Raw genomic sequence first — 16,476 nt, 5'->3', positions numbered from 1 at the left:
CTACACCTGTTTGAACACGTCTTCGAAACGGTTGATGGCGTCGTCGATCACATCGTCGGTATCGGCCAGGCTGGTGTAGATGCGGCTACCCGCCAGAGTGATCAGGCCATGCGCGGCGTAAGCGGCACCCATTTCCTCCATCATGTGCCGGCGTTGCCTGGCTTCGTTTCTTGCACGTACCAGCTTGAGCAGGTTGCTGGTGTCCAGCAGCAGCACGCCGGATGTCTGCAGGTGCACGATCGAGCCCATGTTGTAGGCGACATACGGCAGGCCGAGACGTTCGATGATCTGCTCCAGGCCCTGGCGCAGGCGATCGCCGGCGCGGCCGGCTTTTGCCGCGGCATCGGTGCGCTGGATTTCCTGCAAGGCGAAATAACCGGCGGCGCAGGACAGCGGATTGGCGGTGAGCGTGCCGCCGACGAAAGCGCGTTTGCTGGTGGTGCCGATACCGCCGACCAGCATCATCATGATGTCGCGCTTGCCGCCGATCGCGCCGGCCATCGGATAACCGCCGGTCAGGCACTTGCCGAGGATGGTGAGATCCGGCTTGACGTCGAAATAGGCTTGCGCACCGCCCATGCCGGCGCGGAAGCCGGTGACGACTTCGTCGAAGATCAGCAAGGTGTCGAACTCGTCGCACAGGCGACGCAGTTGTGCGTTGAAGTCCTTGGTGACCGGGCGTGTGCCGCTTTCGGGACCAAACGGTTCGACGATGATCGCGGCGGTGCCGCCACGCAATCGGTTCCACTGTAACTTGCGCCGGATCGCTGCCAGGTCGTTCGGCAGGCTTTCCTGCGTGCCGGCGGTCGCGCCGCGCGGAATGCCGATCGCTTCCATGCGCCCGGTGTTTGGCAGGCGCATGCCGTAGACCATTTGATCGCTCCAGCCGTGGTAGCCGCCGCCGATCTTGATCACGCGTTTCTTGCCGGTGTATGCACGCGCCAGGCGGATGGCGCCCATCACCGCCTCGGTGCCCGAGCCCATCATGCGCAACATGTCGACGCCGGGCATGGCATCGCAGACCAGCTCGGCCAATTTGATCTCGTATTCGTGCAGCAGGCCGGTGACTGGGCCGCATGCTTCCAGCAGCGCCAGCACCTTTGCGCGCACGCCCGGGTCATTCGAACCAAGCAGGGTCGGACCGCCCGCCTGCAGAAAGTCGGTGTAGCGATTGCCGTCCACGTCCGTCATGTGCGCGCCGTTGACCTGGGTGACGGCGAGCGGGAACGGATAATTGAAAGCGAGGTTGTGCTGCACGCCACCGGGAATCACGTGCTTGGCCTGTTCGGCCAGACGCTTGGAGCCCTGGCAGCGCTGCTCGAAATAGTTGAGCACCTGTTGCATCGCGTCGCGCTTCAGCGGACGCATCGGTTGCTTCACCAGCGCATCGAAGCGATGGTAAAGCGCGTCGGTATCCGGCCATTGCGATACGGCGCTGTTTGTTGCAAGTACGGTGGAGGCCTGATTGAAATTCATGCGATTAACTCCTGCACGGGTTGCGCGTCGAGCGTGGCGATCAACTTTTGCAGCGCGGTGTGCTCGGGCACGGCGAGCGCTGCACGTGCCACCAGGCGTTCGCGCAGATGGGTGACGGCCAGTGCTTCCAGCGCAGCGATGGCCTGCAATGCACGCTCAGGACTGCTGCCGCAGCAGATCGCGCCGTGCGTGCGCAACAGATAGGCGTTGACGTCCTGGCGCAGTACGCGGCGGAGTTTGCTGGAGAGCCAGCTGGTGCCCGATGGTGCATAGCCGGCGATCAGGACCTGCGGTCCAAGCAGCGCCTGCTGTTCCGCACCCTGTACGGGCAGCGCCTGACCCAGCAGGCTCAACGCGCTTGCCGCCGGCTGGTGCGTGTGGATGCTGGCGAGACAATCCGTGCGCTTGCGCAGCACTTGCGCATGCATGCCGCTTTCCACCGAGGGCTTGCGCTCACCGTCGACCTTGCCCAGGTCGTGCAGGCGCAGCACGCAGATGTCCTCCGGCCCCATCTGGTAGTAATCGACGGCCGATGGTGTCACCACCATGTGCTCCTCGTCGACACGCAAGGCGAGGTTGCCGCCGGTCGCGGCGAAGTAGCCGCGATCGGCCAGCAGCACACTCATCTCCACCACGCGCTGACGGATGGAAAGAAACTTCATCGCGGCGGACTCCGGTGCTGATTGAGGCGGCGATAGAGCGGTGCGAGCTGCCGATGCAATTGCTTGAAGGTGGCGAAGCAGTCGTCGTACAGCTGGCGCAGCGCCAGGCGCGGTTCGAAGCGATGGCGATGCCGGCACAGCGCTGGCACATCCTGGAACGACAGCTCACCCAGGCCGATGCCGGCAATGAAGGCCGCGCCCAGCGCATTCGCCTGGATCGGTGCTTGCGGCTGCTGGATCACCATGCCGGTGATATCCGCGATCATCTGGCACCACACATCCGACTGGCCGCCGCCACCGACAATGGTGATCGCGGCGCCGCGTCGGCCGGCGACGAAATCCAGCATCGGTTCGAGCATCCAGCGCGTATTCAAAGCCACGCCCTCAAGGAAGGCGCGGATCATGTCTTCACGGGTGTGTTCCAGCGAGAGATTGAACAGGCCGGCCCGCAGATGGCGGTCGTCCACCGGCGTGCGTTCGCCCAGCAGCCACGGCATGTAGATCAGGCCGCGCGATCCCGGCGGCACACGATCGGCGATGCGGTCGAGCAGCGGATAGACGTCCGTGCGCGGATCGTCAACCAGCAACTCATCGGCATGAAACAGAATACGGTCGCGCAGAAACGACAGGTTGCCGCACGCCGTCGTCTGCATCGCCATGGCCAGATAGCGGTCGCGTTGTGCACACGGCAACGAGGCGATGAAGGTGCTGATGCGCGTGCGCTTCTGTGCCATGTGCGCACCCAGCCAGGACGAGGTGCCCAGATACAGATGCAGCTCGCCATCGCGCACCGTACCTGCACCAATCGCGGCAGCGGAATTGTCGATGGCGCCGGCGATGACCTGGGTGTCGGGTGCGAGCCCCAGTGTTTCGGCAACCGCCGGCAGCAGCGGGCCGATCACGTCGGTCGAATGCACCAGTTCGGGCAGCTTCTCGCGCTCAATGCCGAGCTGACGCAGCAGTCTGGCGTCGTAACGCACCTGCGCCAGATCGCGATTGTCAGTTGCCCAAGTGGTGAGGGCCGAATCGTAGGTCGCGCAAAACCGGCCGGTCAGGCGCAGATTCATGAAGTCGAGCGCATTGAGAAATTTGCTGGTGCGCTCGACCAGTGACGGCTGGTGATCGTAGAGCCAGGCGATGTGTCCGGCGGGATCCTTGCCGGACAGCGACGGCGCACCGCCGGTGAGGCGCAGCCAGCGCGCCAGCCGCAGCGGGCCATAGCCCTGGATGTTCAGCCGTCCGCGCCGCGCGCGCCGGCGGATTGCCTCGGCGCCGCGCATGTCGACCCACAGCATGGCGCGGGTGAGCGCGTTGCCATGCTTATCCACCGGAATCGTGCATTCGCCGAACGTGGAACAGCACACCGCCACCACGTGCCGGCGGCGGCGTGTGTCGGCGGTAAGCAGTTCCTGTGCGCCATCGACAAAGGCGTGCCACCAGTCCTGCGGGTCCTGTTCGACGCCGAGTTCGTCGACCAGATGGAGGGCCACCGGGCGGAAGGTCCAGGCCAGCACGCTGCCGTCCATGCCGATCAGCGCCACCTTGCAGCCGGACGTGCCCAGATCGACCGCCAATACCAGGCGTTCGTTGCGGGACGGCGTAATGGCTGGCGGCACGCTGGGCATGAAGACCGGCTCCCCAAAAGCTAGTATTAGCTACAATATAGTTGTCGCTATAATTCGCGCAATAGCCGAAGGACCCGCGTTCCGTGCCAGCCCCAACCAAGCGGCCCCGCCGCAGCGCCAAGCCCCCCAAGCTCGACCTGGCGCCCAAGGTGACTCCCGCGCAATCGCGCGCCGCCGAAACCTACGAACACTTGCTGGACGTGACCGCGCAGGTGCTGGCCGAAGTGGGCTTCGAGCAGCTCAGCACCAACCTGGTTTGCCAGCGCGCCGGGCTGTCGCCACCCGCGCTGTACCGTTATTTCCCGAACAAATACGCCTTGCTGCACGAACTGGGGCTGCGCCTGATGCAGCGGCAGAATGCGCTGCTCGATCAATGGCTGACGCCCGCGGCGTTCGCCTCGGCGACCGCGCTGGAAGAAGCATTGACCGGTCTGTTGCTGGAAACCTACGAGGTCACGCGCCAGGCCACCGGCGGCATCTGGATCATGCGCGCGCTGCGCGCGATTCCCATGTTGCAGGATGTGCGGCTGGCATCGGCCGGTGAGGTGGCGGCGCAGGCGACCGCACGCCTGCGCCAGGCCTTTCCCGAGGTGCCGCTGGGCGAGTTGCAACTGATCAGCCGGGTCGCCGACAGCATGGCTTTCGCCGCGCTGGAAATGCTGTTCGACGATCCCTCGCTCGATGCGCCAGCGGTCATGCGGCTGGTGGCGGCGAGCCTGGCCAGTCACATCGGACGCTTGCAGGCCAGTGCGGCGCGCTAAGCGATATCGCCGCAGGTATCTCCCGCATCGCCTCACCGCGCGCCGCCCGCGCGCTGCTCGGCCCAGCTGCGATAGTGTTCGTGCAGGGTCTGGTCGATCGGCCGGTAGCTGATGCCGAGCTCGCTGATGCTGCGGCGGTTATCCACCTTGAAGCGAATGCCGAGGTGTTTGCGGATGTAATCCTGGGTCAGGCCGAAGAAGGGTCCGATCAGCCTGACCACCGTGTCGGGTACCTGATGTTTCGGCAGCAGCCATGGGCGTCGATGAATCGGGCGGACGATCTTCGACATCTCCACGAAGGAGATCATCTGTTTCTCGGCGAGGATGTAGCGCCCCTGCGCTGCCGGCAGGCGCGCCGCATTGATATGCGCCTTGGCGACCTCGCGGACATCCACCGTCGTCAGGCTTAAATTGGGCATGCCATAGAAGAAATAGCCCTTGAACATCTCGTCGAGCAGAAACAGGCTGCCCGAATCCGAGGCCGGGGTGATCGAGGGGCCGAGAATCATGCCCGGATTGATGGCGACCAGGCTCCAGCGATCCTGCGCGCGGCACATTCGCCACGCTTCTTTTTCGGCTTCGACCTTGGCGTAGTGATAAGGGTTGTTTTCGATCGTGCTGCTGGTGTTGAAGTAGTTCTCCGACAGCGTCCGATCCTTCATGTCCAGCACATCGATGTAATCGCCGAAGATGGCGCCGACCGTCGAGGTCATCACCACACGCCTCACATCCTTGCAGCGATTCACGCTTTCGAGCACGTTCCGCGTGCCGTGCAGGGCCGGTTCCAGCATTTGCTGCCTGCCGTCCTTGATCTTCTCCGGCAGCAGGAAGGGCGAGGCGACATGGTGAACGACCGTACAGCCGTGGATGGCCGCATCGAACGAGCCGGACTTCAGCAAGTCGGCTTCGAATAAGCGCAAGCGTTCCGGATAGAGCTGTTGCAACTGGCGCAGCGGGCGAAGCTTGGCCTCGTGGGAGAGATTGCGCACGGTGGCGTGAACCACACTGCCGTTCTGCAAGAGTTGCAGGATCAGGTGGCTGGCCACGAAGCCGCTACCGCCGGTTACCAATGCCGTTTCTGTCATATCTAATGAATCACCACGCATTGTCCGGGTAACGAGGCAATCCACGCCTCGATCAGCGCGACGCCTTCCTGATGTACGGTGCTGCGTCCCAGCTCGGGCATCATCGTGCCGGGCACGGCGGAACTGAGCCGGTAGGGCAGGATGGAATCGTCCGGATGGCCCGGCACGATGTCGAACAGATGATCGCCGGTACCTTGACCGGCCGCTGTCGGCGGCTTGCAGATGCCGATGTGCCGGTCTTCCGCGGTGGTGATATCCAGCGTCAGGCCGGTGGTGTTGGCCGCGCCCTTCGGGTTATGGCAGTGACCGCAATTGATGTCGAGGTACGCCCGTGCGCGCGCGTCCAGCGAGGCGTGCGAGTCCATCCAGTTTGCATTGCGCGGCGCATCCGCAGGATCGGGCGCGCCGGTGAGATAGCCGACGCGCACCAGATGCGCCAGTTCGTTCTCGTCGCCATCGGCATAACGGTAGTCGCGATTGAGATGACGTGCCTTCGGCCCGATCGGTTGCAATGCATGGGTGGTCAGGTCGTGTGCGTGACAGCTTGCGCACTGGCTCTGGTCGGGCACGACGTAGTTGAAGTTCTCGCGCGCGCCGTCGTCGCTCACCAGGGTCAGCGCCTGCACATCGCCGGTGCGTGCCAGCATGGCGTCGGTCTGCTCGGCGTTCCAGACATAGGGAATGGCGACCCAGCCATTCGCGCGACGTACAAGCAGGCGCGTCTCGACCAGATGCACGTTGGCAAGGTTCAAGCCTTGTCCCGAGAAATCGCGGCTGGTGTCGTAGGTGCGTGCGATATCGGTGGCGTTGCGTGCCTCACCTTTCGGCAACGGATAGAAGAAGGTTTTGCTGATGATGGTGCCGACCGGGAAGTCGAAGGTGTCGGTGGGGTTGTACCTGGCCGACACGCCCTTGGGCATCCAGATCGTGCGCAGCTTGTGCGCGTAATCGGTGAACAGCGGCGTATTGAGCTCGTAAGGCATCACGCCCTGGTTCAGCTGCAATACGCCGTCGCGTGCTTCCACCACATGCCAGTCGCTCAACCTGGGCGGGTAGCCATCCGCATGAAATGCGACCGGATCCATCCCGTGGTGACAGGCCGACAGGCACAACAAGGCCAGCAACAACAGTCCGCGTATCCACATCTTCATCGGCATCGACGTAACGCTCAAACCTTCGGCTCCGGATTCAGCACCACCGGCGGCAACTTGGGCAGGGTGCATTGATAAGCCTTGGTATCGGTACTGGGATTCTTGTAGCTGTGCGGGCCGTCGATATCGAGTACGCCGTTCACATCCTGGATGCAGATGCGATCGTCCGGTGGTGACAAACCGTTGACGAGATCCTTGGGATCGGCATAACCATCCCACACGACGTCGGGAAATTTGCCGGTGAGGCCGTAGACCGCCGCCTTGAGTGTTTTCAATTTCAGTCCATCAGGCGAGTCGCCACCGCCGGTGATGCGATTGCCGTAAACATAAATGCCCTTTGGATAAGGGTTGTAATCGGCGGCGACGCCGCTGGTGTTGTAGTAGTTGGTGGAGAAGTAGCTGGAAATGATGATGCTGGCGGTTTGATTGTCAGCGATGTCGTTGTCGAAGATCTCCACCTTGTCGTTGGAGTTCACCACGATGCCCGACCCCGCCGGCACGCTGGCGACCGCTGCGCCTTTTTTGGCGAAGTTTCCGGTGTTGTTGGCGTACACCTTGTTGTGGAAGACACGCGTGGAATGCCCGGCCAGTGACAGATTGGGCATGTTGAACACCAGGATGCCGCCGGTGTTCTTGGTGGTGGTGTTGTCGTATACATCCGCGTTGACCGAATTTTCGATCTCGATACCGGCCACGTTCTGTTCCGCACGATTGCGGCGCACGACGATATTGTTCGACTGGCCGACATAGATCCCGGCATCCGACGCGCCGATCACCACGGAATCTTCCACCAGCACGTTCTGCGTCTTGACCGGATACAGGCCGTAAGCGCCATTGGTGGTCTTGGGGCCGTCGGTCCATGCAATGCGCACGCCGTGGATGGTGATGTTCCTGCCCTGGTTGATCTTCAGCGCATCGCCCATGGTGTCTTCGATGGCCAGGTTCTCGATGGTGAAATCATCGGCATTCACCAGCAGCCCTTCCGGACCCACTACCTGGCCCCTGAACGACAGCACCGTCTTGTCCATGCCGGCGCCGCGGATCGTCACGCCATTTGTGCGCAGGCTAAGGCCGCGCTTGAGCGAGTAATGGCCGGCCGGGATGTCGATCACGCTGCCGGGCTTGGCATCCAGCAATTGCTGTTCCAGTTGGCCTTCGAACGACACATCGCCCTGGCTCTGCGTCGCGCTCTGCTGGTGGCCGCAGGCGGCCAGCAACAATGCAGTAGCGATCAGCGTGCAGATCTTGCGCATGGTCGGATCTCCCTAGCGCCTCAGGGCGCGCACGAATGCACTGTCCCGCAAGGGCTGGCGCACGGGGAGGGCGAAAGGGACGGGCATGGGGGGCAAATCGGCCAGTGTGGGGGCGGCGTGATCCCGCTGTCGGCCGGATGGATGACTTTGGCGGATCGGCGGATTGCCACATGCCCGCCTTGTATCGGCCCTTGTGGCATGTCAGCGTTTGCGCGACGCCATTGGGACGAAGGGGAAGGCATGACGAGTGCAACGCAGGATCTGGACCTGTTCGTACGGGATGGGCTGCTGCGGGGATGCCCCCGGGCGAGCATCGAAAAGGCCTTGACGGACGCGGGCTGGGCACCCGAACAGGCGCGTGCAGCGCTAGCGGCCTATGCCGAGGTGGACTTTGCCGTTCCGGTGCCGAGGCCTCGTGCCCAACTTTCGGCGCGGGAAACGTTTCTCTACCTCGTCATGTTCACCACGCTGTATCTCAGCGCGTATCACCTGGGTGCACTGCTGTTCGAACTGATCAACCGCAGCTTTCCCGATCCGGCCATGTTTTATGCGAATGGTCGCGCGAACGAGATCCGCTGGTCGGTGGCGACGATCATCATCGCGTTCCCGATATTTCTGTTGCTCTCGGCAAATATCGGCCGTGAGTTGCGGCGGCAAGTGATCAAGCGCCAGTCGGCGGTGCGGCGCTGGCTGACCTATCTGACGCTGTTTGTGGCCGCGGTGGTGTTGATCGCGGATCTGATTACCTTGGTCGACAATTTCCTGGGCGGCGAAATCACCCTGCGCTTTGTATTGAAGGTGCTGGTTGCCGGCGCGATTGCAGGAACGGTTTTTGGCTACTACCTGTGGGATCTTCGTCGCGACGAGGGTTCGACATGAGTGCCGGGCGCCTGCTGTTGATAGTGGCTTCGGCGGTCGTGCTGGTTGCCGTGCTCAGCGGCTTGTATGTCGTGGGCAGCCCGGCGCATCAGCGCAAATTGCGCATGGACGATGAGCGCGTTGTGGCCCTGCGCATGGCTTCCGGCCTGGTCCATCAATATTGGGTGCAGCACAGCGCGCTGCCGGATGATTTGAGCGCCACAAGTATTCAGACGCACTGGCAGAACGATCCTGCAACCGGTAAGCCTTACGTCTACAGCCAGTTGGGCAAGGACAGTTACAGTCTTTGCGCCACGTTCGACCTGGCCTCGGATGGACAGCAACGGATCGACGCGCCGTCGTACCAATACGTGCCATTTGGTGTGGCATGGCGGCATCCGGCAGGCCCGCATTGCTTTCAGTTCCGGGCGGAAAATCAGGGCGAACCCAGGGAATAACGATCTTGCACCGGGTTGTCCTGCTCGGTGCTGGTGCAGGCATTGTCTTCGGCGCTGAGGATGGACGTCAGCTCAAGTCTGGCTTGCAGAGATATCGCTTTTGCGGGGCATGGTCCGCACTTATCTTGAATACCGGTCACATGAATCCGGAGATAAGCATGCACGCTGTCTGGCTGGATCGGTTGTTCCCGTACTCCGGTGCTGGCGGCCAGGTTTTGACGCATTCGCCAAGCACTTTATTCGTTCCATCTCGGCGAGTGGCCGGCAAAAGCCAGGCCGCTCATACCGACTCCGTGCGCATTTCCAGGCATCCGCGGCTGTGCCTGGGTATCGGCGACGGCACGATGCGCACGCAGTAGCCTGCCATACAGACGCCGGGACGGCGCATGGCCGATACGCCATGCGCCGCCTCGATGAAGCGCGATATCAGCGCATGCCGCCGGCGGCGTACAGATGCTCACCGGTCAGCCAACGCGAATCATCGGATGCCAGGAAGACGGCGATCGACGCGATGTCGTCGGGCTGGCCGATGCGTCCAAGCGGCGTTTGCGCGATGGCGTTTTGATGGAAGTCCGAACCGATAAAGCCGGCGGTGCGCGCGCCTTCGGTATCCACCATGCCCGGATTCAACGAGTTGACACGGATCTTGCGTGGACCCAGTTCACGCGACAGCACGCCGGTGACCGCATCCACCGCACCCTTGGTCGCGCTATACACGGCGCTGCCCGGCGGCGTCAGGCGCGTGACCAGTGAACCGATATTGATGATGCTGCCGCCCTCGGGAAGATGCTTTGAGGCCGCCTTGGTCGTCAGCAGCAAGCCAAGCACGTTGACGTTGAATTGCTTGTTGAAATGCTCTTCCGTGATCTCTTCGACCGGCGCGAACTCGTAGACCCCCGAGTTGTTGACCAGCACATCGAGACGACCGAATTGTTTGACGGCGGCATCGACGATGGCCTGCGCGTCGGCGGCCTTGGAAACGTCGCCGCCCACCGCAACGGCCTTGCCGCCGGCCTTGTTGATCTCGGCTACCACGGCATCCGCGCCAGCCTTGCTGGACGCGTAATTGACGACCACGGAGGCACCTTCGGCAGCGAGCGCCTTGGCGATGGCTGCGCCGATGCCCTTGGATGCGCCGGTAACAATGGCGACCTTACCTTTCAACTTGCTCATGGGTTTGTCCTGCAGGTGGGTGGGAGAACCGTATTCAAACTCCAATAGTTCGTAACTTATGAACTATAGAACTAGAAATCAAGTGCCTGATAAAATGCACCGCCATGAGGCCGTTGATTCATCCGTCGATCGAAGACATCACCGTAGAGGGCATCCTGCACGCCCTGTCCGATCCTGTGCGCGCGGCCATCTATGCGGAGCTGGCCGTCTCCCACGGCGCCAGCTGCTCGAATTTCCTCAAGATCAGTGATCGCGACATTCCCAAGTCCACGCTTTCACAGCATTTCCGCGCGCTGCGCGAGGCAGGTTTGATCCGCAGCGAGCGGCAAGGCGTAGAAATGCGCAACAGTACGCGCTGTGCGGAAATCGAGCAGCGTTTTCCGGGATTGGTCATGACGATCATGAAGGCGCATCAGATTCAGGCGGCTGAGCGCCAGGGCAAGGTCAAGCGCAAGCCTGCGGCGAGGCAGGCCAAGGCAGGTTGAGCTGGCCCGGTGGCACGCATCGTCGTGATGCGCGCATGAATGATGTCCTCAGGTTGGAAAACTACGCCGCGCCAGTTGCGGCGGCATGCCGGTCCAGCGCTTGAACGCACGGCGGAATTCGCGCGGATCACTGAAGCCAAGTTCGATGCCGATTTGCGCCACGCTCATCTGTCCTGCGTGCAGTAGCTCCAATGCGCGTTCGGCGCGCACGCGATCATGGATTTCGCGGAAGATGCGGCCGCTGTCGGCGAGCCGGCGGCGCAGCGAGCGTTCGCTTAGGTGTAGCGTGCGTGCGACTTCGGTAAGCCGCGGATGTTCGCGCAGACGACTGCGCAGCAACCGCTCGACCGAGCCGACGATCTCATCCGAGCCGCTGTTGCCACGCAGTTGCTGATGACACAGCGCCAGGGCTTGTCGCGAGGTGAGCGGGTTATAGCCGGGCAGCGGATGTTCCATCCATTGCGTATCGATCAATACGCGGTTGTGCTGCGCGCCGAAACGTACTTCACAGTGAAATGTCCTGGCGTATTCATCGATGTAGGGTGGTGCGGGGTAGGTCAGTTCCACGCGCAACGGGGCGAGTGGCGATCCAACCAGCTCGCGTGTAATGGCGAGGCAGCTGGAGAACAGTTCTTCACACAGGAATGGCAGCAACTCGAGCTCACCGAAGCGTGGCCAAGCCTGCACGGCGACCGTGTGTGCATCGATCACCGCAAAATCCACGTCGAGCAGGCTGCCGCAGATTTTGTGGTTTTCCACGCCCACGCCCATGGCTTCGCCGAAATTGCGCGAGGTCATCATGGCCAGACCGAGCAGGCCGAAACTGCCGATGGTTTCGTTGCGGCCAATCAGCAGGCCGAGCGCCGGATCACGCAGCATTTTCAAGCCGCGTGCAATCACCGTGCGTGCCTGACGATAGGAAACGCGCACACTCGGATCGTTGATCTGCTGGCGGGTGATGCCAAGGCCCGCGAACCAGGCGTCGCTTGCGATGCCTCGCTGTGCAGCGAGCTCAGTCAGATGAACCAGCACGTTGGGAGGTATATCGGCAACCAGTGCGCGTGGGTCCGCTTCAAGCGACAACGGCGGCATACGCCGCACATGCTGCGTTTCAAATGCGAGTTCTGACATGCCAGGCCATCCCCCGTGCCGACCCTCTTCGGCGCAGAGGTCTGTTCTAGCACGTGTGGCAGCGGCGTGGTTGGCGCGGCGCACAACAGGGCACCATGACGCTGCGATGCGTCAGCGGCCTGCGGGTGATGCGGCCTGTTTCCATTGCTCGATCCAGTCACTGAGATCAGCCAGGCGTTTGGCCGGATCGTCTTGCATCGACATGCCTACCGCCGAGCCGGCTACGTGGCCGGACGGGTCGATCAGCATGAGCGTGGGATAGATGCCCACGCCGAGCGTATCAGTGAGCGCTTCGCCGTCGTACAGCACACGCCATGTTAAGCCGCGTTCACGCACGAAGGCGCGCGCGGTGTCTGCGTCGTCAAAGGTGATGGAAACGAAGTTCATGTCGCCATGCGCGCGTGCATAGGCATTGAGCGTGGGCACTTCGGCGATGCACGGCGCGCATTCGGCGAAGAAGAAGCTGATCAATGTGTAGCGGCCGTGAAAATCGCTCAGCCGTTGCGTGCCGCCACGCAGCGATGGCAATGCAAACGGAGGAAACGCATCGCCGCGCCCGAACGCGAATCGCCCTGGCTCGCCCGCGTGGGCGCCGGGTGGCCGGATGCGCAGGACGGCTGTGCCGGACTGGCGGTCGCCAGTCATGCTGTAGGAGCGGCGTTGCTGTAGCTGTCGCGTGAAGGCGGCGTAATCGAGCGGCCTGCCGTTGGAGTCGAGGTAGCGGACTTGCGGCGCAGGTCCAAGTTGCAGGCTGGCGAGAAAACTCGCTTCGTCATTGCTGGGTGAAGATGCTCGCAACGGTGCGGCGAGCATCAGGAGCAATAAGGTGGCGAATAGCGAAAGGTGACACATCACACCTGCTGTGCGACGACGGCTGGGGTGTTGTTGACCCGTTATATGCTCCCTCTCCCCCTCGGGGAGAGGGCTGGGGTGAGGGGCCAACCTCGCGAAATACTTTCTCACTGCATAAAGTCTGGAAAGGCACGCTGGCGTGAGTGTGGAGTTCGAGGCAAGCGCAACCCCTCACCCCAACCCTCTCCCCGAAGGGGAGAGGGAGCAGTGCCGTTACTCGCCGATCGTCAGCAGCGACGCATTACCACCCGCCGCGGTGGTGTTGATGGTGAGCGTGCGCTCACCGGCGAAACGCAGCAGATAGTGCGGGCCGCCCGCCTTTGGGCCGGTGCCGGACAGGCTTTCGCCGCCGAACGGCTGCACGCCGACCACCGCGCCGATCTGATTGCGGTTCACATAGCAGTTGCCGACGCGCGCATGGCTGCGGATGTATTCCACCGTATCGTCGATGCGGCTATGCACGCCGAGGGTCAGGCCATAGCCGGTGGCGTTGATGGCGTCGATCACTTTGGGCAGATCCGCGCCCTTCCAGCGGATCACGTGCAGCACGGGACCGAACACTTCGCGCTTGAGGATATCGAGCGACGGGATCTCGTAAGCGCGCGGCGCGAAGAAAGTGCCGTTACCGGTCGCGGCCGCGTCAAGCTTGGCTTCGGCGATCTTCTTCGCTTCCTTGTCCATGCGCGCGGCGTGGTCGTTGAGGATCTTCAGCGCATCCTCGTCGATCACCGGGCCGACGTCGGTGGAGAGCTGGCCGGGATCGCCGATCTTCAGTTCCGCCATCGCGCCGGCGAGCATGCCGGTCACCTTGTCGGCGATATCTTCCTGCACGAACAACACGCGCGCAGCGGAGCAACGCTGGCCGGCGGACTGGAAGGCCGAAGCGATCACATCCTTCACGATCTGCTCGGGCAGTGCGGAGGAGTCGGCGATCATCGCGTTCTGGCCGCCGGTTTCAGCGATCAGGGCGGCGATCGGTGCGTTACGTGCGGCGAGCGCGCGGTTGATCGCCCATGCCGTTTCGGTCGAGCCGGTGAAGGCTACGCCTGCCACGCGCGGATCTTTGGTCAGTGCAGCGCCGACCACCGCGCCATCACCCGGCAGATACTGCAGTACGTCGGCCGGCACGCCGGCTTCGTGCAGCAGTTTCACCGCGGCATAGCCGATCAGGCTGGTCTGCTCGGCGGGCTTGGCGATCACGCTGTTGCCGGCGGCGAGCGCCGCGGAAACCTGGCCGAGGAAAATCGCCAGCGGGAAGTTCCACGGGCTGATGCAGACGAATACGCCACGGCCGTTGAGGAACAGCTGGTTGCTCTCGCCGGTCGGGCCGGGCAGTTGCTCCGGATGGCCGAACAGGCGGCGCGCCATCGTGGCGTAGTAACGCAGGAAGTCGGCGGCTTCGCGGACTTCGGCGATCGCATCGGGCAGGCTCTTGCCGGCTTCGCGCACGCACAGCGCCATGAATTCGCCGCGGCGCACTTCAAGCTGGTCGGCGGCGTGTTCAAGAATCGCGGCACGGCTGGCGGCGGGCAGGCGATCCCAGGCCGGCTGTGCCGCGACGCCGTTGGCGAGCGCCTTGTCGACCAGCGCGGCATCGGCGCTGACGTAGCTGCCGACCTTGTCGCGGCGATCAGCCGGGTTGGTGACCTGCACCGTGGGGCCGTTGCCTTGCGCGCCGGCGACCAGCGGCGTGGCGGTCCACTGACCGGTTTTTGCATTGACCGCCTCGGCGAGGGCCTTCAGTTCATTGTCGTTGGAGAAGTTGACGCCCATGGAGTTCTTCCGAAGTTCACCGAACAGATTGACCGGCAAGGGAATGCGCGGATGTGCAAAGCTGGAATGATTGGCGGCGGCGTAGCGGCGCACCGTTTCACAGGGATCGGCCACCAGTTCGCGTACCGGCAGCGTTTCATCCACCACGCGGTTGACGAAGCTGGTGTTGGCGCCGTTTTCGAGCAGGCGGCGCACCAGATACGGCAGCAGGTCTTCATGCGTGCCGACCGGTGCGTACACGCGGCAAGGCACGTTGAGGTTCTGCTTGCCGATCACCTCGGCATACAGATCCGTGCCCATGCCGTGCAGGCGCTGGAATTCGAAAGGACGGCCGCGCGCAATGTGATGCACGGCGGCGATGGTGTGCGCGTTATGCGTGGCGAACTGCGGATAGATCAGCTCGCTGCCCGCGTCGAACAGCTTGCGTGCGCAGGCCATGTAGGAGACATCGGTATTGGGCTTGCGCGTATACAGCGGATAGCCGGACAGCCCCAGCTCCTGCGCACGCTTGATCTCGGCGTCCCAGTACGCACCCTTGACCAGGCGCACGTACCAGCGACGGCCGGCGGCGCGCGCGGTTTCGATCAGCCAATCGATGACGAACGGCGTGCGCTTGGAATAGGCCTGTACCACGATGCCGAGGCCATTCCAGCCTTGCAGGGACGGATGGGCGAAGACGTCGCCGATGATGTCGAGCGACAGTTCCAGGCGATCGGCTTCTTCCGCGTCGACCGACAAGGCAATGCCTTGCTTCATCGCCAGCTGCGACAGTTCCAGCAGCTTTTCGGTGAGATCGCGGCGCGCGCGCTCGCGGTTCGCCACTTCATAGCGCGGATGCAGCGCCGAAAGCTTCACCGAGATCGAGTGCGCATCGGTGTGGTTGGCGAACGGCCCGCGTGCGCCGATCGCGGCGATCGCGTTGCGGTAGTCCTGCTGATAGCGTTCCGCCGTTTCGCTGGTCAGCGCCGACTCGCCCAGCATGTCGTAGGAGTAGCGATAGACGGCGTACTCGGGCTTGGCGCAGCGATCGAGTGCATCGTTGATGGTCTGCCCCATCACGAACTGATGGCCCATGATGCGCATGGCCTGCCGCACCGCCAGGCGGATTGCCGGCTCACCCGCCCGGCCGACCAGGCGGCGCAGCGCGCCGGTGAAGTCGTGACGGGTCTCCTCGGCCAGGTTCACCAGCTTGCCGGTGAGCATCAGGCCCCAGGTCGAAGCGTTGACGAACAGCGACTCGCTCTGGCCCAGATGCTTCTTCCAGTTCGCGTCGCCCAGCTTGTCGCGGATCAGCTTGTCGGCGGTGGCCTTGTCCGGAATGCGCAGCAGGGCTTCGGCCACGCACATCAGGAGCACGCCTTCCTCGCTGGACAGGTCGTACTGGCGCATGAAGGATTCCACCGCGCTCTGGTCCTTGGCGCGGGCGCGCACGCGGGTTACCAGGTCGGCGGCCAGGTCGATCACTTTTTCGCGTTCGGTCGGTGGCAGCGTGGCTTGGGCGAGCAGGTCGTTGACCGCTTCGGTCTCGTCGCGCAGCCAGGCCGCGGTGATGCGTGCGCGGGCCGGTTCGATGCCGGTCGGCAGTTCGGGAGTGAGGATAGGTTGGGTCACGATGGTGTGGGGTAGGTGGGGGCGGTCAACAAAACCCCAGATGGGGCAGGTAGGGACGGTCAACAAGACGCGAAATTGTACGGGGTAGCACGAACGAAGGCATCTTGGGGCGATTCCCCGTT

15 protein-coding genes are annotated in these 16,476 nt (G+C 63.1%); 5 read left to right on the top strand and 10 right to left on the bottom strand.

Translation table 11 applies throughout. The features are described from left to right. From ISP19_RS09055 to ISP19_RS09045, 3 genes are read right to left on the bottom strand one after another with little or no spacing between them, the layout of a single operon-like run. Positions 1 to 1,476, bottom strand: coding sequence for an aspartate aminotransferase family protein (locus tag ISP19_RS09055; RefSeq protein WP_204681039.1), 1,476 nt, complete (start codon positions 1,474 to 1,476; stop codon positions 1 to 3). Further along, on the bottom strand, positions 1,473 to 2,138 hold the full coding sequence (locus ISP19_RS09050) for a class II aldolase/adducin family protein (protein ID WP_204681038.1): 666 nt from the start codon (positions 2,136 to 2,138) through the stop codon (positions 1,473 to 1,475). The genes ISP19_RS09055 and ISP19_RS09050 overlap by 4 nt, the downstream gene beginning before the upstream one ends. Continuing rightward, positions 2,135 to 3,763, bottom strand: coding sequence for a xylulokinase (locus ISP19_RS09045; protein WP_204681037.1), 1,629 nt, complete (start codon positions 3,761 to 3,763; stop codon positions 2,135 to 2,137). The genes ISP19_RS09050 and ISP19_RS09045 overlap by 4 nt, the downstream gene beginning before the upstream one ends. 83 nt (positions 3,764 to 3,846) lie before the next feature. Between ISP19_RS09045 and ISP19_RS09040 the strand changes: the two genes are divergently transcribed. Next, positions 3,847 to 4,524 (top strand): TetR/AcrR family transcriptional regulator, encoded by a 678-nt coding sequence (locus ISP19_RS09040; protein WP_204681036.1) that lies wholly within the window; start codon positions 3,847 to 3,849, stop codon positions 4,522 to 4,524. Between the two features lie 32 nt (positions 4,525 to 4,556). On the opposite strand, the gene ISP19_RS09035 is transcribed toward ISP19_RS09040, so the two are convergent. From ISP19_RS09035 to ISP19_RS09025, 3 genes are read right to left on the bottom strand one after another with little or no spacing between them, the layout of a single operon-like run. Further along, a complete protein-coding gene (locus ISP19_RS09035; RefSeq protein ID WP_204681035.1) occupies positions 4,557 to 5,609 on the bottom strand; it encodes an NAD-dependent epimerase/dehydratase family protein in 1,053 nt (350 codons plus the stop codon). A 2-nt stretch (positions 5,610 to 5,611) separates the two neighbouring features. Beyond that, a complete protein-coding gene (locus tag ISP19_RS09030) occupies positions 5,612 to 6,781 on the bottom strand; it encodes an SO2930 family diheme c-type cytochrome (protein WP_239556691.1) in 1,170 nt (389 codons plus the stop codon). After that, entirely contained in the window at positions 6,778 to 8,013 is a 1,236-nt protein-coding gene (locus ISP19_RS09025) for a parallel beta-helix domain-containing protein (RefSeq protein ID WP_204681034.1), read from the bottom strand. The genes ISP19_RS09030 and ISP19_RS09025 overlap by 4 nt, the downstream gene beginning before the upstream one ends. Before the next feature lie 240 nt (positions 8,014 to 8,253). On the opposite strand from ISP19_RS09025, the gene ISP19_RS09020 reads away from it, so the two are divergent. From ISP19_RS09020 to ISP19_RS09010, 3 genes are all read left to right on the top strand, one after another. Beyond that, positions 8,254 to 8,892, top strand: coding sequence for a DUF5671 domain-containing protein (locus ISP19_RS09020; protein WP_204681033.1), 639 nt, complete (start codon positions 8,254 to 8,256; stop codon positions 8,890 to 8,892). Next, complete coding sequence (locus ISP19_RS09015) at positions 8,889 to 9,329, top strand: hypothetical protein (RefSeq protein ID WP_204681032.1); 441 nt, start codon at positions 8,889 to 8,891, stop codon at positions 9,327 to 9,329. Before ISP19_RS09020 ends, ISP19_RS09015 begins: the two co-directional genes overlap by 4 nt. A 158-nt stretch (positions 9,330 to 9,487) precedes the next feature. Further along, on the top strand, positions 9,488 to 9,688 hold the full coding sequence (locus tag ISP19_RS09010) for a hypothetical protein (protein ID WP_204681031.1): 201 nt from the start codon (positions 9,488 to 9,490) through the stop codon (positions 9,686 to 9,688). A gap of 67 nt (positions 9,689 to 9,755) precedes the next feature. Here the strand turns inward: ISP19_RS09010 and ISP19_RS09005 are convergent, their stop codons facing one another. Further along, positions 9,756 to 10,502 (bottom strand): glucose 1-dehydrogenase, encoded by a 747-nt coding sequence (locus tag ISP19_RS09005; protein ID WP_204681030.1) that lies wholly within the window; start codon positions 10,500 to 10,502, stop codon positions 9,756 to 9,758. Between the two features lie 104 nt (positions 10,503 to 10,606). Here ISP19_RS09005 and ISP19_RS09000 point away from each other — a divergent pair, with 104 nt between their 5' ends. Continuing rightward, the gene (locus tag ISP19_RS09000) at positions 10,607 to 10,987 is read left to right on the top strand and encodes an ArsR/SmtB family transcription factor (protein ID WP_204681029.1); all 381 of its coding nucleotides are present in this window, start codon (positions 10,607 to 10,609) and stop codon (positions 10,985 to 10,987) included. Between the two features lie 48 nt (positions 10,988 to 11,035). Here ISP19_RS09000 and ISP19_RS08995 read toward each other — a convergent pair whose 3' ends face one another. The 3 genes from ISP19_RS08995 to putA form a co-directional block, all read right to left on the bottom strand. Beyond that, a complete protein-coding gene (locus tag ISP19_RS08995; protein WP_204681028.1) occupies positions 11,036 to 12,118 on the bottom strand; it encodes an AraC family transcriptional regulator in 1,083 nt (360 codons plus the stop codon). 111 nt (positions 12,119 to 12,229) lie between these two features. Next, positions 12,230 to 12,970: a TlpA family protein disulfide reductase gene (locus tag ISP19_RS08990; protein ID WP_204681027.1), complete on the bottom strand. Its 741-nt coding sequence runs from the start codon at positions 12,968 to 12,970 to the stop codon at positions 12,230 to 12,232. Between the two features lie 213 nt (positions 12,971 to 13,183). Next, on the bottom strand, positions 13,184 to 16,354 hold the full coding sequence (gene putA / locus ISP19_RS08985) for a bifunctional proline dehydrogenase/L-glutamate gamma-semialdehyde dehydrogenase PutA (RefSeq protein WP_204681026.1): 3,171 nt from the start codon (positions 16,352 to 16,354) through the stop codon (positions 13,184 to 13,186). Between the last annotated feature and the right edge of the window lie 122 nt (positions 16,355 to 16,476).

This window comes from Dyella flava, assembly GCF_016904955.1.
Classification (GTDB): domain Bacteria; phylum Pseudomonadota; class Gammaproteobacteria; order Xanthomonadales; family Rhodanobacteraceae; genus Dyella_B; species Dyella_B flava.
This window is presented reverse-complemented; position numbering and strand designations above follow the sequence as displayed.